The following is a 17,198-nucleotide window of genomic DNA, read 5'->3' as shown; positions in this document are numbered from 1 at the left end:
AAGCGCTCGACAAGGATGACACATGAGCGACATCGCGAACGCCCTGGGCCCGCTATTTCTATTGATTTTACTCGGTGCGGGGCTGGGATGGGCACGTTTTCCGGGCGGCGATTTCTGGCCACGGCTCGAACGCTTTATCTACTACCTGCTGTTTCCGGCCATGCTGGTGGCGACGCTAGCCACCGCCGACGTCAGCCAGGTACCGGTCATTCGACTCGGAGTGACGCTACTCGGCACGATGACGCTGATGGGCGCGGGGCTGTGGCTGATGCGACGTCGCCTCCAACTGGCCCCTGCCGCCTTCACCTCCGCCTTCCAGGGCGTGGTGCGCTTCAACACCTATGTCGGCGTCGCCGGTGCCACGGCCCTGCATGGCGCCGCCGGCACCACGGTAGCGGCCGTCGCGGTCGCGCTGATGGTTCCCGTGGCCAACATCCTCTGCGTACTGGCGTTCATCGCTTCCGGCACGCTGGGTAGCGCCAGCCTGGGCCGCAGCGCCATGGCGTTGCTGCGCAATCCGTTGATTCTCGCCTGCCTGCTGGGCATCGCCCTGAACCTCGGCGGCATCGGTCTGCCCGGCTGGAGCTTCGAGGCCATCGGCCTGCTCGGCAATGCCGCACTGCCGCTGGGGCTGGTTGCGGTGGGCGTTGCCCTGCGGCCTCAGGCGCTCTGGCGCAGCGGCAAGGCATTCTGGCTGTCGAGCGGGCTCAAGCTGATCGCGACGCCACTGGTCGTGGCAGCGCTGGCCTGGGCCGTGGGTCTCCATGGCGCGGATCGCGACGTGGCCCTACTGTTCGCCGCGCTGCCGACCGCCACCTCTGCCTACATTCTGGCTCGTCAGTTGGGCGGCGACGCCGAGCTGATGGCCGCCGTGATCACCGGGCAGACGCTACTGGCGATGGTGACCCTGCCCTTGCTGCTGCACACCTTCGGCGTGAGTTGACGGCTGCAAATAAAAAAGATTCTCGTTACGCTTGCATTCACAAATGAGAATGATTAACCTTTCTCTCGTGGCGTCGCCAAACGCCACTGACCACAGCAGCGAATGTCAGGTTCCTGCCATGGTTATCTCCTCATCAAGCTAGTCACGGTCCTTAGTGCCGCCCCGCCAGGGGCGGCTTTTTTTATGCTCGCGGCCGCTGTCCGCCATCGCGTCCACTCAAGGCGTCCCGCTGCCAGGGCCCGCGACCGCGCAGTCGCTCCCGGAGCAACTGGGCCAGCGCCTCGACAGCGGGTTGCGATGCATCATCGATCCCCCGGGCGAAGTGCAGTCGGGCGACGCATCGCCGGATCGGCGGCAGCCCGTCGCTCTCGTCCAGCGCCCGCATCGCCGTGGTGACCCGTTCGCGATCGAGCACGCCGATCGCCATGCCAGTCTCGATAGCCTTCTCCACCGCGTGGATGCTGGTGCTGGTGAAGACGGTCCGCCACGCTCGCTGGATCGAATCCAGCCCCTCGATCGCCAGATGACGATAGGGACACTGCCCGGGATGCACCGCCAGGGGCACGACCGCCTCCCGATGGATGGCGCCCTGAATCGGTGCCGCCCATACTGGCGTGGGATGCCATAGCGTTTCACCGCCCTCCAGCCCCGAGGCATGATCGAGCACGATGGCCAGGTCGAGCTGACGCTTCCGGAGTGCCCGTGCCAGTCGGCCGCTGGTATCGGTGTTGACGTCCAGCAGAATGCCCGGATAGCGCGCCATGAACTGGGGCAAGGTATCGTCGAGCAGCTCGCGGGCATAGTCCTCGGGGATGCCCAGTCGAACGCGGCCACTCAGGCGCTCGCCGCTGAATCGGCTGACCAGGGTGTCGTGAACGCGCAGCAGTTCGCGGGCTTCCTGTAGCAGCACCTCGCCACTCGAGGTCAGCGATACGCCTCTCGCACCACGCTCGAGCAGCCGCACGTCCAGCTCGGTCTCCAGTCGCTTCATCTGCATGCTGATGGCGCTGAGCGTGCGGTGGCGGATCTCCGCCGTGGCCGCCAGCGAGCCCGTCCGGGCGACGACCTGGAAGGTTCGAAGCAGTTCGAGGTCGAGCGTGGAGCTGCCTTCAATCATATTGAACTCCAATCGATTTTTATTCGATTCATTGAATCCGCAAGCGCGCGCAGACTCAAGCCACTGCGAACAGATCGGCAAGGGGAACTGATATGCGCGAGCTATCGCTGAACGTGATGTTGATGACAGGATTCGTCATCTGCTGGAGTTCCGGTTTCATCGGCAGCGAACTAGCCAGCCGCGCTCCCCTGGACGCGCTTGACCTGTTCGCCTGGCGCTTCGTCATCGCCGCCTTGCTGGCCGCGCTCTGGTGGCGCCTTCACGACCGGCGCCCGCTGGCGCTGTCAGGCTGGCTGCGCGAGATGACGATCGGCGCCCTCACCATGGGGGGCTATCTGCTGTGCGTGATGCTCGCCATCGGCGAGGGTGTCAGCGCCGGCGTCACCGCGCTGATCACCGCCCAGCAACCGCTGCTGGCGGCGGCGATCGTCACCCTCTGGCTGCGCGAGCCGCTACCGGCGGCCGCCTGGCTCGGCCTCGGCGTGGCCGGCAGCGGCGTGGTGCTGTGCATCGCGAGTGACTGGCAGGGGGCGGGCAACGCCGGCGGTTGGGCCTACGGGCTACCAATTCTCTCGGTGATCAGCGTGACCGCGGGCAGTCTGCTCGCCGCCCGGCGTCCGTCGGGGTTGGGGCTGGCAGCATCGCTGACCGCGCAATTGAGCGCGGCGGCCCTGATTTTCGGCCTGGCCGCGGCGAGCACGGGCGGCCTGGCGCTGCCGGGCAGCGCGCTGCTGACCTGGCAGACGTTGGGTTGGCTGGTGCTGCTGTCGAGCTTCGGCGGCTACGGCTTCTTCACCGTCTGCCTGCGACGTCTCGGCATCAATGCGGTCTCCAGCGCCATCTACCTGACGCCGCCGGTGACCCTGGCGTGGAGCGTGGGAATGTTCGGCGAGCGCGTCGAGACGCTCCAGCTCGGCGGGATGGCCCTGGCGCTGCTGGGCGTGGCGGTCGCGCTGATCGCCCAGCACCGCTCGCGGCCGCTCGATGGCTGCGCGCATTGAAGCGTTGCCAGGCGGGACGCCGGGATGATCAATCCCGGCGATAGATGAGATCCCAGACGCCGTGCCCCAGCCGCTCGCCGCGCTGTTCGAACTTGGTCAGCGGCCGAAAAGCGGGACGCTCGACGAAGGGCGCGGTCTCGGCCGGCGCGGTGTTGACGAACCCCGGCGCCTCGGCCATGACCTCTGCCATGAACTCGGCGTAGGCCTGCCAGTCGGTCGCCATGTGCAGCTTGCCGCCCGGCGCGAGGCGGGAACGCACCAGCTCGACGAACGGCAACTGCACGATACGCCGCTTGTGATGCTTCTTCTTGGGCCACGGATCGGGGAAAAAGAGCTGCAGCGTATCGATGCTCGCCTCCGGCAGACAGTCCGCCAGTACGGCCAGCGCATCCTCACGATAGACCCGCAGGTTGGTGAGCCCGCGCTTGTCGGCCTCGTCGAGCAGCTTGCCCACGCCGGGCGCGTGGACCTCGATGCCGATGAAGTCGGTCTCGGGATGACTCTCCGCCTGCTCGACCAGCGACTTGCCCATGCCGAAACCGATCTCCACCACGCAGGGTGCCTTGCGGCCGAACAGTTGCTCGAGATCCTGGCGGCCATCGGCCAGCGTCAGCCCCCACCTGGGCCATACCTCCTTCAGGCCGCGCTCCTGCGCCGCCGTCATGCGGCCGGCCCGCAGCACATAGCTCTTGATGCCCCGGCGCACGGGCGCGTCGGTGACGGATTCGTTGTCGGGCGTCGTCTTGTCAGTCATGCAGGGGAATCAACAGGCAGGGAAAAGGAAAATGGCCGCCGATCAAGCGGCGGCCCCATGGGCGTCGACGGGAAGGCTCAGCCGTTGATCCGGCCGGCGAACGGCGAAGAGGGGCTGGCGCTCTGGCGACGTGGCATGCGCTCGGCGAGAAACGCCTCGCGTCCGGCTTCGACCGCCTTGCGCATGGCATGGGCCATCATCACCGGGTGCCTGGCGTGAGCGATGGCGGAGTTCATCAGTACGCCATCGCAGCCCATCTCCATCGCCAGCGCCGCATCGGACGCCGTACCGATACCCGCATCGACCAGTACCGGCACCTCGGCGTGCTCGAGGATGAGCGCCAGCGTCGCCGGATTGAGCAAGCCGTTGCCGGAGCCGATCAGCGATCCCAACGGCATCACCGCGCAGCAGCCACGACGTTCGAGCTCCTTGGCCACGATCGGGTCGTCGCTGGTATAGACCATGACGTCGAAACCGTCGTTGACCAGCGTTTCCGCGGCCGCCAGCGTCTCCACCACATTGGGATAGAGCGTCTTGTCGTCACCCAGGACCTCGAGCTTGACCAGATTGTGGCCATCGAGCAGCTCGCGGGCGAGCTTGCAGGTGCGCACGGCGTCCTTGGCGGTATAGCAGCCGGCGGTATTGGGCAGCAGCGTATAGCGTGACGGCGAAATGGCGTCGAGCAGATTGGGCTCGTCGGGATTCTGGCCCAGATTGGTCCGGCGAACCGCGAACGTCACTACATCGGCAGCGCTGGCATCGATCGCCGCGGCGGTCTCCTCGAAGTCGCGATACTTGCCGGTGCCGACCAGCAGGCGAGACGCAAAGCGGCGTCCGGCGACGATCAACGGGGCGTCCTGAATCGACTGGGTCATGGATGGCTCCTGGTCGTGAATCGGGCGGCGACTCAGCCGCCGCCGATGGCGTGCACGATCTCCACGCTGTCGCCGTCGCGCAGGCGCGTCTGCGCGTGCAGGCTGCGTGGCACGATCTCCTCGTTGACCTCGATGGCGATACGCCGACCCGACAGGCCGAGCGAATCGACCAGTTGGGCCAGCGTCGGCTCGTCGTCGAAATGGCTGGGCTCACCGTTGAGCTGAATCTGCATGGCGGCCTCCCTGAAGCAGATCTCGAGGAGGCGCATTGTAGCGCCTCACGTCGCTTCAGGCATCCCGATCGGACGCCATGCTGGATTCAGACGGTGCTTTCGCGCGCCGGCCAGACATCGGCGTCGACTTGCTCGGGACGCTTGAGCACGCCCTTGGGATCGAAGGTCGGCTCGCGCACGCCATCCTTGCGCTGGCGCTCGTAGTCCTTGAGCACGCGCAGGGCGATCGGGCACAGCAGCAGGATCGCAACGAGGTTGGTCGTGGCCATCAGCCCCATGGCAAGGTCGGCGAAATCCCACACGAACTGCAGTTGCGCAACGGAGCCGATCATCACCATTGCCAGTACGGCGACACGCAATACCGACACCGCCAGCTTGGCATGGCGCTTGAACAGGTATTCGATATTGATCTGCGAATAGGAGAAGTTGGCGATGATCGAGGTAAACGCGAACAGGAAGATGGCAATCGCGATGAAGATCTCACCGAAACTGCCGAGATGGTCGACCATCGCATCCTGGGTCAGTTGAATACCGACGATATCCTGCCCCGGCGACGTGCTCATCAGGCGCTCGTAGACGCCGGACAGCAGGATCACCACCGCGGTACAACTGCAGATCACCAGCGTGTCGATGAACACGCCGAAAGACTGGACCAGTCCCTGTGCCGCCGGGTGCTTGACGTCGGCCTGGGCGGCGGCGTTGGGCGCCGAGCCCATGCCCGCCTCGTTGGAGAACAGCCCGCGCTTGATGCCGTTTTCCATCGCGATCTTGATGGTGTAGCCCACCGCACCGCCGACGGCGGGGCCGTAGCCGAAGGCACTCTTGACGATCAGTTCCAGCATCGCGGGCACTTCACTGATGTTCACCACCAGCACGTACAGCGCCACCAGGAAGTAACCGATGGCCATGATCGGCACGATTTTCTCGGCGGTGCGCGCCACCGACTTGAGCCCGCCGTAGATGACCAGCCCAGTGATGATCACCAGCGCGACGCCGGTCATCCAGTTGGGAATCGAGAACGCCTGGGACAAACCCTGGGCGATGGTATTGGACTGCGCGCCGTTGAACGCCAGGCCGTAGGCGATCAGCAGGAAGATCGCGAACAGCACGCTCATCCAGCGCTGCCCCAGCGCCCGTTCGATGTAGTAGGCAGGGCCGCCGCGGAAGACGCCATCCTCGTTGCGCTTCTTGTAGGTCTGGGCCAGGGTCGACTCGATGAACGAGGTGGCAAAGCCGACCAGCGCCGTCATCCACATCCAGAAGATCGCCCCGGGGCCGCCGACCCACAGCGCTATCGCCACGCCAGCCAGATTGCCAGTACCGACCCTGGCCGCCAGCGAAGTGGCGAAGGCCTGAAAGCCGCTGACGCCCGAACCCGAGCCGCGACTATTGAAGGTGACCCGCGCCATGTGACCGAAAAGCCGGAACTGCATGAAGCGCGTGAGCACGGTGAACAGAAGCCCGGCGCCCAGCAACAGGTACAGCAGGATGTAGGTCCAGACAAAATCGCTGACCGGGGTCATGACCGCATAGACCGCGTCGTGAAGCGTGTTGATGAATTCCATTTCGGAAGTCCTTATGGGTAACGATGACGTCGCAAACGCTGGCAGGCGGCTGCCGAGCCGGTTTTTTACGCGCTAGACTAGCGGGCGTCAATTCTGCGGCTGACGCCTTTATCAAGCATAGTCGCCATCGAGGAGTCGCAACATGCACCAAAAGTGGCCCTGGTTTCTTGCCGCCCTGAGCGGGTTCCTGATCGTGGCCGCCGGTGCGTTCGGCGCCCACGCGCTGGCGAACACGCTCTCGCCGCGCGATCTCGAGGTTTTCCATACTGCCGTGCGCTACCAGGCGTGGCACACGCTGGCGGTCATGGCCGTGCTCGGCTGGCAGGGGAAGCAGGATCTGCGCGGCCAGAGGCTGGCGATCTGGCTGTGGTTCGCGGGGATGATGCTGTTCAGCGGTTCGCTCTACCTGCTGGTGCTCGGCGGAATGCGAGCGCTGGGAATCGTCACGCCCTTCGGCGGCCTGTTGCTGATGGCGGGGTGGCTGGTGCTGGCGTGGAGCGCATGGCGACAGCGTCCGGCCACGCGCCAGGCGTGACCGCGGTCGAGTCAACTGAGGTCAATCGTCGCGATCCGGCAGCACATAGGTCGCCGTGACCAGTGCCACCGGGTCGTCGTCGCCGGTGGAAAAGAGCTGCACCTCCCCCACCGCCAACCGTCGGCCCAGCTTGAGGATGCGCGCATTGGCGATCAGGTCCCGGTCGCCGCGGGCGCGGCGCAGGAAGTGGCAGTTGAGGCTGCTGGTCACGGCCATCGCCTCGGGCCCGATCTCGGCCAGGATCGCCACGTAGAGGCAGACATCGGCCAGCCCCATCATCGATGGCCCCGAGACGCTGGCGCCGGGACGCAGGTGTTCGTCCTCGATCGCCAGGCTCATGGTCGCCCGCAGGTGATCGACCGCTTCGATGGTCCCCTGGCGGTGTGGAAAGACATCGTCGAGGTAATCCTCGATCTCGGCGGCGGTCATCACGGTCATCGAACTCTCCCCCGGCAGCGGTTCTCGGCACGCCGGACCTCATGCCCAGGCACAGGACGCTCGAGAACGTTGCGCCCAAGATAGCGCAAGCCGCGCATCAGGCACAGCCGGGCGCACCGGCATATCCCAACGATCATCGCGACCGCAGCGCCGCCCCACACACGCCGACGCCAGCGACCGGGGTCGCTGGCGTCGGGTTCATGCCGCTGGCAGGCTGATGCCCGGTTGGGCACCGACCTTGGGCCTCAGTGTTTGGCCTTGTCCACCGCCCGCCAGTGATGCAGCAACGGCTCGGTGTAGCCGGAAGGCTGCTCGCGGCCCTTGAAGATCAGGTCCGACGCTGCCTGGAAGGCGGTGGAGTCCGCCAGATGCGACGTCATCGGCGTATAGCCCGGATCGTCGGCATTCTGCCCGTCGACCACCTTGGCCATGCGCTCCAATGTCTCGCGGACCTGGGCCTCGTCGACGATGCCGTGATGCAGCCAGTTGGCGATGTGCTGGCTGGAGATGCGCAGCGTGGCACGGTCCTCCATCAGGCCGACATCGTGGATGTCCGGCACCTTGGAGCAGCCCACCCCGTGCTCGACCCAGCGCACCACGTAGCCGAGGATGCCCTGGCAGTTGTTGTCGAGCTCCTGCTGGATCTCGTCGCTCCCCCAGGCCGCCTCGGGGTCGACCGGCACGGTCAGCAGGTCGTCGAGAAGATCCACCTCCCCCTGCTCCTCCATCTCGCGCTGGATCGCCCCCACGTCGATCTGATGGTAGTGCAGCGCATGCAACACCGCGGCAGTGGGTGACGGCACCCAGGCGGTATTGGCCCCCGCCTTGGGATGGCCCACTTTCTGATCGAGCATGGCCGCCATCAGGTCCGGCATCGCCCACATGCCCTTGCCGATCTGGGCTCGGCCCCGCAGCCCGCAGGCGAGGCCGATCTGGACGTTGCTGCGCTCATAGGCGCCGATCCAGCGGCTGCCCTTCATGTCGCCCTTGCGCAGCATCGGTCCGGCGTTCATGGCGGTATGCATCTCGTCGCCGGTGCGGTCCAGGAAGCCGGTGTTGATGAAGGCGACACGCGAGGCTGCCGCGTCGATACAGCCTTTCAGGTTGACCGAGGTCCGACGCTCCTCGTCCATGATGCCCATCTTCAGCGTGGCCGCCGGCAGCCCGAGCAGCTGTTCGACGCGCCCGAACAGTTCATCGGCGAAGGCAACCTCCTGGGGGCCGTGCATCTTCGGCTTGACGATATAGAGCGAACCGGCGCGCGAGTTGCCGCGCTCCCGTTTCAGGTCGTGCAGACCGATCAGCGAGGTCATCACCGCATCCAGTATGCCCTCGGGGATCTCGTTACCCTCGTCGTCGAGAATGGCCGGCGTGGTCATCAGATGGCCGACGTTACGCACGAACATCAGCGAGCGGCCCGGCAGGGTCAGCGAGCCGCCGTCCGGCAAGGTGTAGTCGCGATCCGGGTTGAGTCGTCGGGTGACGGTCTTGCCGCCCTTGTCGAAACGCTCCTCGAGATCGCCTTTCATCAGCCCGAGCCAGTTACGATAGACCAGCGTCTTGTCCTCGGCATCGACCGCCGCCACCGAATCCTCGCAATCCATGATCGTGGTCACCGCCGCCTCGACCAGCAGGTCCTTGACGTGCGCCGGGTCGGTCTTGCCGATCGGGTGCCCGGCGTCGATCTGGATCTCGAGATGCAGGCCGTGGTTGGAGAGCAGGATCGCGTCGGGCGATGACGCCTCGCCCTGGAAACCGACGAATTGGCCCGGGTTCTTCAAGCCCGTGTCGCGTCCGCCCTCCAGCGTCACCGACAGCCGACCATCACGCACGACATAACCGACCGCCTCCCGGTGCGAACCGGTCGCCAGTGGCGCAGCCATATCGAGCACGTTGCGGGCGTAGGCGATCACCTTGTCGCCGCGCTTGGGGTTGTAGGCGTTGCCCTTCTCGGCGCCATCGGCCTCGCTGATCACGTCGGTGCCATATAGCGCGTCGTAGAGACTGCCCCAGCGGGCGTTGGCAGCGTTGAGCGCGTAGCGGGCGTTGTTGACCGGCACCACCAGTTGAGGCCCGGCCTGCCGCGCGATCTCGTCATCCACGTTGGTCGTGGTGGCCTGGACTTTTGCGGGAGCCTCGACCAGGTAGCCGATCTTCTTGAGGAAGGCGCGGTAGGCCGCCATCTCCTTGATCTCGCCGGGATTGTCGCGATGCCAGTCGTCGAGTTGATGCTGAAGACGATCGCGCTCGGCCAGCAGCTCGCGGTTACGTGGAGCGAGATCGTGAACCAGCGCGTCGAAGCCGGTCCAGAAGGCATCGGCGTCGATATCGGTACCCGGCAGAACCTCGTCGACAATGAAGCGCTCGAGCGCCGTCGCTACCCGCAGCCTGTGATGAGTGGTACGTTTCGTTGTGTCGGATGTCATGTTCGCCTCCAGATCGGTAGTCCCTCAGGCCACGTCCGCCGCCTCAATCGCGACCCCATCGCGCCCACAGGACCATTTGTGGAAAATATTTCCATAGAACATACGGCATCATAATCAGCCGCTCGGGCGTTGTCTCCCCCGACCTTCGTCCTCCCCTTGCATCCCGAGCCGTCGATCATCGTCTCCCGCACCCTGTCATGGTCTCGGTAGCGCACGACGAGTAGCATAGGTGGATCAGGAGACACGTACATGCTCGACTTTTCGCCATTGAAGGCTGTTGGCCCGCTTCATCACATCCAGACACCCTCCGATTCGCCCTTGGCCGACTATCTCGACCACTACCGGCTATCGGCGCTGCTGGGCAGCATCGAGGATCTGGAACTCCATGCCGGCTTTCTCCAGGCCGAGGGAGAGCAGGACAGGACGTTCGAACTCTGGGCTCAAGTCTGGGCGCCCCCGTCGCCTCGGGGAACGATTTTCGTAGTCCACGGCTACTTCGATCATCTCGGTCTCTACGGTCACCTGCTCGAACGCCTGTTGACGCTTGGCTGGCAGGTGGTGATGTGGGATCTGCCCGGCCATGGGCTCTCCAGCGGGGCCCGAGCCACCATCGACGACTTCACCGACTACGTGAAGTGCTTCAACGATATCGAACGCCAGATCGCGGAGCGACATCTGGCGCCGGGGCCGTGGCTGGCGATCGGCCAGAGCACCGGTGCGTCGATCGTGGCCACCGACGCGCTGGCGCGCGGCGACCAGGCGCCATGGCAAGGGCTGGTGATGCTGGCGCCCCTGGTCCGTCCCTGGGGCTGGAATCAGTCCCGCTGGCTACACCGTATTGCCAGTCCGTTCGTGGATACCATTCCGCGAAAGTATCGCGCCAATACCACCAATCTCGATTTCGCCGACTTCCTGCGTCTGCACGACCCCCTGCAGGATGACCATCTGGCCCTCACCTGGGTCACGGCCATGCGCCGCTGGATGCCGACCCTGCTCAAGCGGCCACCCAGCGAGCTGCCGGTGCTGATCCTGCAGGGAGAACAGGACCTGACCGTCGACTGGAGCTGGAATCTCAAGGCGCTCCGCAGGAAGTTTCCTCGCGCCGAGATCGTGCGTCATCCCGATGCTCGCCACCATCTGGTCAACGAGGCAGAACCGATTCGCCGCCTGCTGTTCGAGGCGCTCGACGATTTTCTGACGTGCTTCGCCGCGACCCACCCTCCCGACCCGCTGCCCGCGCCATGAAGTCGCTGATCACAGGGCTCGTGTTGCTCATGCTGGGCGGATGCGCCGGACTCAACCAGTCGCCGCCGGATGCCCGCGAGGCACTGAAGGGGCTTGCCGCCAACGCCGCCCGAGGGCTGCTGGCATCTCCCCCCTGGCCCGCGCAGGATACTCCGGCAATCACGATCCTGCTGCGCCCCGCGGAAGTCGCCGAGACGCTGCCGATCACGCCGTCTGCGCTGAACGAGGCGCTGGGTCGGGCGCTGCTGAGCAACGAGAATGCTCCCCATGTCCTGGACTGGGCGCCGACATCGATGTCGGCGCGAGCCGACGGACAATGGCTGCTCCAGGCTGAACTGACGACCGACTCACCCCCGTTGCGATTGAGCGACCGAACCTTGCAGCCCTATCGCCTGCAGTTCGATCTCTCCCAGCCCGGCGGTGAGCACTGGCAGTGGCAAGCCAGTGGCGCCCTCGACCCCGATGCCCTGCCCAGGACCACCGAATCCCCCTGATTTTCACGTCCGAGAGAGATATTCATGTCACGCTTTGCTCGTCACCTCGGCAATCAAGATGGCCCCCACAACCCCTTCCCGGGGTTGCAGGCACTGGAGCGCAGGCTCGGGCACGCCCTGCCGCACCGTATCGGCTCCAACGAAGGACTCGACATGCCGCATCGGGCACTGACGGCCCGGTTCGGAGAGGATGTCGCCGAGCTCGCCCGGACCTATGGCGATGCCGAGGCATGGCAGGTTCGCCGGCGGCTGGCCGAGAGCCTGGAATTACCGATGGAAGCGCTACTGGTCGATGCGGGCGCGGACAGCCTGATGGCGCTGGCACTGCGCGCCCTGTGCGAGCCGGGCGACACCGTGCTCACCAGCGCCGGCACCTATCCCACCTGGAGCTACTTCGTGCAGGGACATGGCTGCCGCCAGTTGGAAGTCGCGTACACCAGTCGCGCCGACCTGCTGGCGCCGGATCTCGACGCCCTGGCGGCCGAGGCCAATCGCGAGAGTGCCCGCGTGGTCTATCTCGCCAATCCCGACAATCCCAGCGGCCATCTCCACGCCGACGCCGAGGTGCTGGCGTTGCGCGACGCCCTGCCCCACGACTGCACCCTGGTCCTCGACGAGGCCTACCATGATTTCCGCGACGATGCGGCGTCGCCGGCCGCCAATGCCATCTGGCCCGGCGTGATTCGTCTACGCACCTTCTCGAAGGCCCACGGCCTTGCCGGGCTGCGCGTGGGCTACGCCATCGCCACGCCGGAAACCCACGCCATGCTGCTGAAAGTGAGGATTCACTACGCCGTCTCGTCGCTGGCCCTGGCGGCCGCGGAGACCGTTCTCGCGCACCCCGACGAGACCCGCGAGCACGTGACCGCGGTGATAAGTCGGCGCGAGGCCCTGAGCACGTGGCTGCGAGAACGCGGCGGCGATGTGCTTCCCAGCACGACCAATTTCGTGGCGCTGCGCCTGAGCGACGCCGAGCGCGCCAGCGCGATCCATCGGCAACTGCTGGCGGAAGGCACGTTGATCCACCGCCCGGCGCACCCGGCGCTAGGGCATCTGCTGCGCATCAGCGCGCTCGACGAGGCGCTGGTGCCGGGTAGACTCGAGACGTTGGCGTCGGCATTGCGGAACGGGGAGTGAGTCGTATCCCGAATCACGCCCGCATGGGATCGTTGGCCTTCAGCATGCGGTCCAACTGACGATAGCCGATCGCCTCCATCAGCTGCGCCTTGCCGACTCGCGCTTCACCGCCGAGATCGGCCAGGGTCAGCGCCACCCGTAGTACGCGGTGATAGGCCCGCGCGGAGAGATTGAGCCGATCCAGCACGCTGGCGAACCACTGCCGCTCATCCGAGGACAAGGCGCAGGCGGCTTCCAGCTCGGGGCCGGGCAGATGGGCGTTGAGATAGCCCCGCGCTTGCTGACGTCGGCGCGCGGCGAGAACCCGCTCCCTCACGCTGGCGGAAGACTCACCTGGCGTTTGATCGGTCAATTGGGTGGCCGGAAGCGCAGGCACCTCGACCTGCAGGTCGATCCGGTCCAGCAAGGGGCCGGACAGCCGCGACTGATAGCGCTGGATCTGTGCGGGGCTGCAGTGGCAGCGCTGACGCGGATCGCCGAGATGCCCGCAGGGGCAGGGATTCATGGCGGCGACCAGTTGGAAACGAGCCGGAAAGCGGCGCTGGTGATTGGCCCGGGAGATCAGGATCTGCGCCGATTCCATCGGCTCCCGCAGGACTTCCAGCACGTGGCGGTCGAACTCCGGCAACTCGTCCAGAAACAGCACCCCCTGATGCGCCAGCGAGATCTCGCCGGGCCGCGGGCGTGCGCCACCACCCACCAGCGCCACGCCGCTCGAGGTGTGGTGCGGGTTGCGAAACGGTCGTTGCCCCCAGCGTTCCATGATCGGCAGCCCGCACACCGACCGTACCGCCGCCACCTCGAGCGATTCATCTTGTGTCAGCGGCGGCAGAATGCCCGCCAGCCGGCTGGCCAGCATGGTCTTGCCTGTGCCTGGCGGCCCCGCCAGCAACAGATTGTGGCCACCCGCCGCCGCGACCTCCAGCGCCCGGCGCGCCTGATGCTGCCCCTTGACATCCGCCATGTCCGGTTGGGGCAGCTCCGCGTTGACGGGCGCGCCAAATTGGTGCGCAACGAGTTTCTCGCGGCCGAGTAAATGGCTCACGACCTCCAGAAGATGCCCCGCCGCGAACACCTCGACGCCATCGGCCAATGCCGCTTCATCGGCATTGGCGAGCGGGACGATGAGCCCTCGGCCTGCGCGCCGCGCCGCCAGCGCCGTCGGGAGTACGCCCGTGACCGGCCGCAGCGCCCCGTCCAGCGCCACCTCGCCGACGACTTCGAGCCGTTCGGCCGCCTCGACGGGAACCTGACCGGATGCCATCAGGATGCCCAGCGCAATCGGAAGATCGAAGCGGCCGCCATCCTTGGGCAGGTCGGCGGGCGCCAGATTGAGCGTGATGCGACGCGAGGGAAACTCGAAACCGGCGTTGATGAGCGCGCTACGAACCCGTTCGCGACTCTCCTTGACCGCGGCCTCTGGCAGGCCCACCAGCGTCAACCCTGGCAAACCGTTACTCAAGTGAACCTCGATCAGCACTTCAGGGGCCTCAAGTCCGAGGCTGGCGCGGGCACGCACGATGGCAAGCGTCATGGGGGCTCCCAGGTCGGCACCTGGGCAGTCGCCGCAGGCCAGGGGATGTCAGGACGACATCCTTCGTGGCCCTACAACTACATAATGTTACGTGATATCGCAACTCGATCGGCATCACCACCCGGGCGAGAATGCCCGTCGGCGACCCGGATCAACTGGCATTGGCCCCGACATGGTCAGGGCTTGGTTCCGTGAGCGCTGCCATCGGTGTCGTCGCCCGGCGGAGTGCGGGGCTCCACACGGGGTTGCGCCGCCTGCTCGCTCTGCAGCGTGTTCTCCAACGCCGCCACCTGCTCCTCCAGCGCCTCGACACGTTCACGCGTGCGCTGGAGTACTTCCATCATGATGTCGAAATCCTCCCGGGAAACGATCTCCATGCGCTCCATGGCGCCTCGCAACACACTTTGCACGTTGCGCTGAATATCGCCCGGCGCCTGGGAGGCACCATGGAGCTTGTCACCCAGTTGCCTGGTCAGACGCTCGAACCGATCTTGTGCCGACATGAAATTGTCTCCTTGATTTCCCGATGTCTTCGATGACCCGTCACTCAAGTCTACGCAAACTCCCGACTTTACGCCTGCGCACAAAAGGTGCAGCCACAAAACCGGCCTGCATGATTCTGGTGCAATCACCAGCCGCGGCGGCGACGCGGCGCTGGCGGCCGTGCCCGGGGCCACAGACAACCTATTGATTTCTTTATCCTCATCAGCAAATGGCATGTGTCCTGCGTGTCTCCTGAAGGCGCAAGCCGATTACGGGAGAGACAAGGGATGAAACTCATCACCGCCATCATTAAACCCTTCAAGCTCGACGATGTGCGCGAGGCACTGGCCGATAACGGCGTGCAAGGCATCACCGTCACGGAAGTGAAAGGGTTCGGTCGTCAAAAAGGCCACACAGAGCTTTACCGCGGCGCGGAGTATGTCGTCGATTTCCTGCCGAAGGTGAAAGTCGAGATCGCTGTCGAAGACGATCGTGTCGATGGTGTGCTGGACTCGATCCGCAATGCCGCCAACAGCGGCAAGATCGGCGACGGCAAGCTGTTCGTCACGCCACTCGAAGATGTGATCCGGATTCGTACCGGGGAACGCGGGGCCGACGCCGTTTGACGGCGCGGAATGAGGAGACAAAAGAATGAATGATCAAGTAGTTCAACTTTCCTACGCACTCGACACCTTCTACTTCCTGGTGACGGGCGCCTTGGTAATGTGGATGGCTGCCGGGTTCGCCATGCTCGAGGCTGGGCTGGTCCGCGCCAAGAACACCACCGAGATCCTGACCAAGAACGTCGTTCTCTATGCCATTGCCTGCACCATGTACCTGCTGGTCGGCTACCACATCATGTATTCCAGCGAGAGCGGCGGCTTCCTGCCCAACCTCGGCTTCCTGATCGGCGCGGAGAACAGCGTCGACGACGTGATGTCCAGCGGCGGCGATGTCTACTATTCCGCGCGCTCCGACTTCTTCTTCCAGGTCGTCTTCGTCGCCACGGCAATGTCTATCGTCTCCGGCGCCGTTGCCGAGCGCATGAAACTGTGGGCATTCATGCTCTTCGCGGTCGTCATGACCGGCTTCATCTACCCGATTCAGGGCTACTGGAAATGGGGCGGTGGCTTCCTCGACGCGGCCGGTTTCCAGGATTTCGCCGGCTCTGGCGTCGTCCACCTCTGTGGTGCCACGGCCGCGTTCGCCGGTGTGCTGCTGCTGGGCGCACGCAAGGGCAAGTACGGCAAGAACGGCGCCATCTACGCGATCCCCGGCTCCAACCTGCCGCTGGCAACGCTCGGCACCTTCATCCTGTGGCTGGGCTGGTTCGGCTTCAACGGCGGCTCGGAACTGATGGTTTCCAATGTCGATGAAGCCAATGCCGTTGCTCAAGTCTTCGTCAACACCAACGCGGCGGCTGCCGGCGGCGTCATCGCCGCGATCATCCTGGCCAAGTTGTGGTTCCGCAAGGCGGACCTGACCATGGCGCTGAATGGCGCGCTGGCCGGCCTGGTCGCCATCACCGCCGAACCGCTGGCCCCCACTGCCCTTGGCGCAACACTGATCGGCGCCGTTGGTGGTCTGCTGGTGGTCATCGCCATCGTGACGCTCGACAAGGTGAAGGTCGACGACCCGGTCGGCGCGATCTCGGTCCATGGCGTCGTCGGTATCTGGGGCCTTCTTGCCGTACCGCTCTCCAACGGTGACGCTACGTTCGGCGCTCAGCTTCTGGGTATCGCGACTATCTTCGCCTGGACCTTCATCGCCAGCCTGGTGGTGTGGGGCATCATCAAGGCCGTCATGGGTATCCGAGTCTCCGAAGAAGAAGAATATGAAGGCGTCGATATCGCGGAATGTGGTATGGAAGCCTATCCTGAATTCAACGTCGGCAAGAAGTGAGCCGACACACCGAGTGAGCTGGCGTGCTCCCCTGGCCCCCTTCGGGGGGCCTTTTTTAATTCCCGCGATCGGCGGTGTATGCTTAAACTACTAGTCGTCGGGCATTCGAACGGCCACTCAAAGAGTTGAGCGCACATCATCCGTCTATCGCACGCGAGGAGAACTTCCATGAAACTGGTTACCGCCATTATCAAACCGTTCAAGCTGGACGACGTGCGTGAGTCTCTGTCCGAGATCGGCGTGCAGGGCGTCACTGTGACCGAGGTCAAGGGCTTCGGTCGCCAGAAGGGCCACACCGAGCTCTATCGTGGCGCCGAATACGTGGTCGACTTCCTTCCCAAGATCAAGCTGGAAGTCGCCGTCGACGACGGCATGAGCGACCAGGTAATCGATGCCATCACCAAGGTGGCCAATACCGGCAAGATTGGCGACGGCAAGATCTTCGTCTCGCCGCTGGAGCAGGTCATTCGAATTCGTACTGGCGAGACCGGTAAGGACGCGGTCTGACCCACAGCT

At 65.1% G+C, this 17,198-nt stretch carries 18 protein-coding genes; 9 read left to right on the top strand and 9 right to left on the bottom strand.

The annotated features are described in order from the left end of the window. Positions 1 to 22 precede the first annotated feature (22 nt). Positions 23 to 943 (top strand): AEC family transporter, encoded by a 921-nt coding sequence (locus DOM54_RS06280; RefSeq protein WP_110715519.1) that lies wholly within the window; start codon positions 23 to 25, stop codon positions 941 to 943. A 181-nt stretch (positions 944 to 1,124) separates the two neighbouring features. Here DOM54_RS06280 and DOM54_RS06275 read toward each other — a convergent pair whose 3' ends face one another. Next, positions 1,125 to 2,060 carry a LysR family transcriptional regulator gene (locus DOM54_RS06275; RefSeq protein WP_110715845.1) on the bottom strand — a complete coding sequence of 312 codons (936 nt, stop codon included), beginning with the start codon at positions 2,058 to 2,060 and terminating at the stop codon, positions 1,125 to 1,127. 92 nt (positions 2,061 to 2,152) lie between these two features. On the opposite strand from DOM54_RS06275, the gene DOM54_RS06270 reads away from it, so the two are divergent. Continuing rightward, positions 2,153 to 3,061 carry a DMT family transporter gene (locus tag DOM54_RS06270; RefSeq protein ID WP_110715518.1) on the top strand — a complete coding sequence of 303 codons (909 nt, stop codon included), beginning with the start codon at positions 2,153 to 2,155 and terminating at the stop codon, positions 3,059 to 3,061. 28 nt (positions 3,062 to 3,089) lie between these two features. Here the strand turns inward: DOM54_RS06270 and trmB are convergent, their stop codons facing one another. The 4 genes from trmB to DOM54_RS06250 form a co-directional block, all read right to left on the bottom strand. Further along, a complete protein-coding gene (gene trmB / locus DOM54_RS06265; protein WP_110715517.1) occupies positions 3,090 to 3,815 on the bottom strand; it encodes a tRNA (guanosine(46)-N7)-methyltransferase TrmB in 726 nt (241 codons plus the stop codon). A 77-nt stretch (positions 3,816 to 3,892) separates the two neighbouring features. Further along, positions 3,893 to 4,690: a thiazole synthase gene (locus DOM54_RS06260; RefSeq protein WP_110715516.1), complete on the bottom strand. Its 798-nt coding sequence runs from the start codon at positions 4,688 to 4,690 to the stop codon at positions 3,893 to 3,895. A 32-nt stretch (positions 4,691 to 4,722) separates the two neighbouring features. Then, positions 4,723 to 4,923, bottom strand: coding sequence for a sulfur carrier protein ThiS (gene thiS, locus DOM54_RS06255; RefSeq protein ID WP_110715844.1), 201 nt, complete (start codon positions 4,921 to 4,923; stop codon positions 4,723 to 4,725). 86 nt (positions 4,924 to 5,009) lie between these two features. Beyond that, positions 5,010 to 6,488: an alanine/glycine:cation symporter family protein gene (locus DOM54_RS06250; RefSeq protein ID WP_110715515.1), complete on the bottom strand. Its 1,479-nt coding sequence runs from the start codon at positions 6,486 to 6,488 to the stop codon at positions 5,010 to 5,012. A gap of 142 nt (positions 6,489 to 6,630) precedes the next feature. Here DOM54_RS06250 and DOM54_RS06245 point away from each other — a divergent pair, with 142 nt between their 5' ends. Continuing rightward, a complete protein-coding gene (locus tag DOM54_RS06245; protein ID WP_110715514.1) occupies positions 6,631 to 7,023 on the top strand; it encodes a DUF423 domain-containing protein in 393 nt (130 codons plus the stop codon). 21 nt (positions 7,024 to 7,044) lie between these two features. On the opposite strand, the gene DOM54_RS06240 is transcribed toward DOM54_RS06245, so the two are convergent. Continuing rightward, a complete protein-coding gene (locus tag DOM54_RS06240; RefSeq protein WP_110597800.1) occupies positions 7,045 to 7,461 on the bottom strand; it encodes a PaaI family thioesterase in 417 nt (138 codons plus the stop codon). A 245-nt stretch (positions 7,462 to 7,706) separates the two neighbouring features. Beyond that, positions 7,707 to 9,887, bottom strand: a complete 2,181-nt coding sequence (locus DOM54_RS06235) for a malate synthase G (protein WP_110715513.1) — start codon at positions 9,885 to 9,887, stop codon at positions 7,707 to 7,709. 249 nt (positions 9,888 to 10,136) lie between these two features. Here DOM54_RS06235 and DOM54_RS06230 point away from each other — a divergent pair, with 249 nt between their 5' ends. From DOM54_RS06230 to DOM54_RS06220, 3 genes are read left to right on the top strand one after another with little or no spacing between them, the layout of a single operon-like run. Continuing rightward, positions 10,137 to 11,132, top strand: a complete 996-nt coding sequence (locus DOM54_RS06230; protein WP_110715512.1) for an alpha/beta hydrolase — start codon at positions 10,137 to 10,139, stop codon at positions 11,130 to 11,132. After that, a complete protein-coding gene (locus tag DOM54_RS06225; RefSeq protein WP_110715511.1) occupies positions 11,129 to 11,626 on the top strand; it encodes a hypothetical protein in 498 nt (165 codons plus the stop codon). Before DOM54_RS06230 ends, DOM54_RS06225 begins: the two co-directional genes overlap by 4 nt. Positions 11,627 to 11,650: 24 nt before the next feature. After that, positions 11,651 to 12,763 (top strand): aminotransferase class I/II-fold pyridoxal phosphate-dependent enzyme, encoded by a 1,113-nt coding sequence (locus tag DOM54_RS06220; RefSeq protein WP_110715510.1) that lies wholly within the window; start codon positions 11,651 to 11,653, stop codon positions 12,761 to 12,763. Between the two features lie 13 nt (positions 12,764 to 12,776). Here the strand turns inward: DOM54_RS06220 and DOM54_RS06215 are convergent, their stop codons facing one another. Both DOM54_RS06215 and DOM54_RS06210 read right to left on the bottom strand, forming a co-directional pair. Continuing rightward, on the bottom strand, positions 12,777 to 14,297 hold the full coding sequence (locus DOM54_RS06215) for a YifB family Mg chelatase-like AAA ATPase (protein ID WP_110715509.1): 1,521 nt from the start codon (positions 14,295 to 14,297) through the stop codon (positions 12,777 to 12,779). 176 nt (positions 14,298 to 14,473) lie between these two features. Beyond that, positions 14,474 to 14,800 carry an accessory factor UbiK family protein gene (locus tag DOM54_RS06210; protein ID WP_110715508.1) on the bottom strand — a complete coding sequence of 109 codons (327 nt, stop codon included), beginning with the start codon at positions 14,798 to 14,800 and terminating at the stop codon, positions 14,474 to 14,476. A 267-nt stretch (positions 14,801 to 15,067) separates the two neighbouring features. On the opposite strand from DOM54_RS06210, the gene DOM54_RS06205 reads away from it, so the two are divergent. The 3 genes from DOM54_RS06205 to glnK all read left to right on the top strand — a co-directional run bounded on the left by DOM54_RS06205 (position 15,068) and on the right by glnK (position 17,189). Further along, complete coding sequence (locus tag DOM54_RS06205) at positions 15,068 to 15,406, top strand: P-II family nitrogen regulator (protein ID WP_110707158.1); 339 nt, start codon at positions 15,068 to 15,070, stop codon at positions 15,404 to 15,406. A 25-nt stretch (positions 15,407 to 15,431) separates the two neighbouring features. Then, positions 15,432 to 16,682 carry an ammonium transporter gene (locus tag DOM54_RS06200; protein ID WP_110715507.1) on the top strand — a complete coding sequence of 417 codons (1,251 nt, stop codon included), beginning with the start codon at positions 15,432 to 15,434 and terminating at the stop codon, positions 16,680 to 16,682. A 168-nt stretch (positions 16,683 to 16,850) separates the two neighbouring features. After that, a complete protein-coding gene (glnK, locus tag DOM54_RS06195; protein ID WP_075568466.1) occupies positions 16,851 to 17,189 on the top strand; it encodes a P-II family nitrogen regulator in 339 nt (112 codons plus the stop codon). Positions 17,190 to 17,198: the final 9 nt, after the last annotated feature.

The sequence above is a fragment of the Salinicola acroporae genome (assembly GCF_003206615.1).
GTDB classification, from domain to species: domain Bacteria; phylum Pseudomonadota; class Gammaproteobacteria; order Pseudomonadales; family Halomonadaceae; genus Salinicola; species Salinicola acroporae.
Note: the sequence above shows the minus strand (reverse complement) of the source record. Positions and strands in the feature narration are given on the sequence as shown.

Excerpts from the sequence above, each read along its gene's own strand:
- DOM54_RS06280 (WP_110715519.1), top strand. The coding sequence starts at position 23 with ATGAGCGACATCGCGAACGCCCTGGGCCCGCTATTTCTATTGATTTTA.
- DOM54_RS06275 (WP_110715845.1), bottom strand. The coding sequence starts at position 2,060 with ATGATTGAAGGCAGCTCCACGCTCGACCTCGAACTGCTTCGAACCTTC.
- DOM54_RS06270 (WP_110715518.1), top strand. The coding sequence starts at position 2,153 with ATGCGCGAGCTATCGCTGAACGTGATGTTGATGACAGGATTCGTCATC.
- trmB (WP_110715517.1), bottom strand. The coding sequence starts at position 3,815 with ATGACTGACAAGACGACGCCCGACAACGAATCCGTCACCGACGCGCCC.
- DOM54_RS06260 (WP_110715516.1), bottom strand. The coding sequence starts at position 4,690 with ATGACCCAGTCGATTCAGGACGCCCCGTTGATCGTCGCCGGACGCCGC.
- thiS (WP_110715844.1), bottom strand. The coding sequence starts at position 4,923 with ATGCAGATTCAGCTCAACGGTGAGCCCAGCCATTTCGACGACGAGCCG.
- DOM54_RS06250 (WP_110715515.1), bottom strand. The coding sequence starts at position 6,488 with ATGGAATTCATCAACACGCTTCACGACGCGGTCTATGCGGTCATGACC.
- DOM54_RS06245 (WP_110715514.1), top strand. The coding sequence starts at position 6,631 with ATGCACCAAAAGTGGCCCTGGTTTCTTGCCGCCCTGAGCGGGTTCCTG.
- DOM54_RS06240 (WP_110597800.1), bottom strand. The coding sequence starts at position 7,461 with ATGACCGTGATGACCGCCGCCGAGATCGAGGATTACCTCGACGATGTC.
- DOM54_RS06235 (WP_110715513.1), bottom strand. The coding sequence starts at position 9,887 with ATGACATCCGACACAACGAAACGTACCACTCATCACAGGCTGCGGGTA.
- DOM54_RS06230 (WP_110715512.1), top strand. The coding sequence starts at position 10,137 with ATGCTCGACTTTTCGCCATTGAAGGCTGTTGGCCCGCTTCATCACATC.
- DOM54_RS06225 (WP_110715511.1), top strand. The coding sequence starts at position 11,129 with ATGAAGTCGCTGATCACAGGGCTCGTGTTGCTCATGCTGGGCGGATGC.
- DOM54_RS06220 (WP_110715510.1), top strand. The coding sequence starts at position 11,651 with ATGTCACGCTTTGCTCGTCACCTCGGCAATCAAGATGGCCCCCACAAC.
- DOM54_RS06215 (WP_110715509.1), bottom strand. The coding sequence starts at position 14,297 with ATGACGCTTGCCATCGTGCGTGCCCGCGCCAGCCTCGGACTTGAGGCC.
- DOM54_RS06210 (WP_110715508.1), bottom strand. The coding sequence starts at position 14,800 with ATGTCGGCACAAGATCGGTTCGAGCGTCTGACCAGGCAACTGGGTGAC.
- DOM54_RS06205 (WP_110707158.1), top strand. The coding sequence starts at position 15,068 with ATGAAACTCATCACCGCCATCATTAAACCCTTCAAGCTCGACGATGTG.
- DOM54_RS06200 (WP_110715507.1), top strand. The coding sequence starts at position 15,432 with ATGAATGATCAAGTAGTTCAACTTTCCTACGCACTCGACACCTTCTAC.
- glnK (WP_075568466.1), top strand. The coding sequence starts at position 16,851 with ATGAAACTGGTTACCGCCATTATCAAACCGTTCAAGCTGGACGACGTG.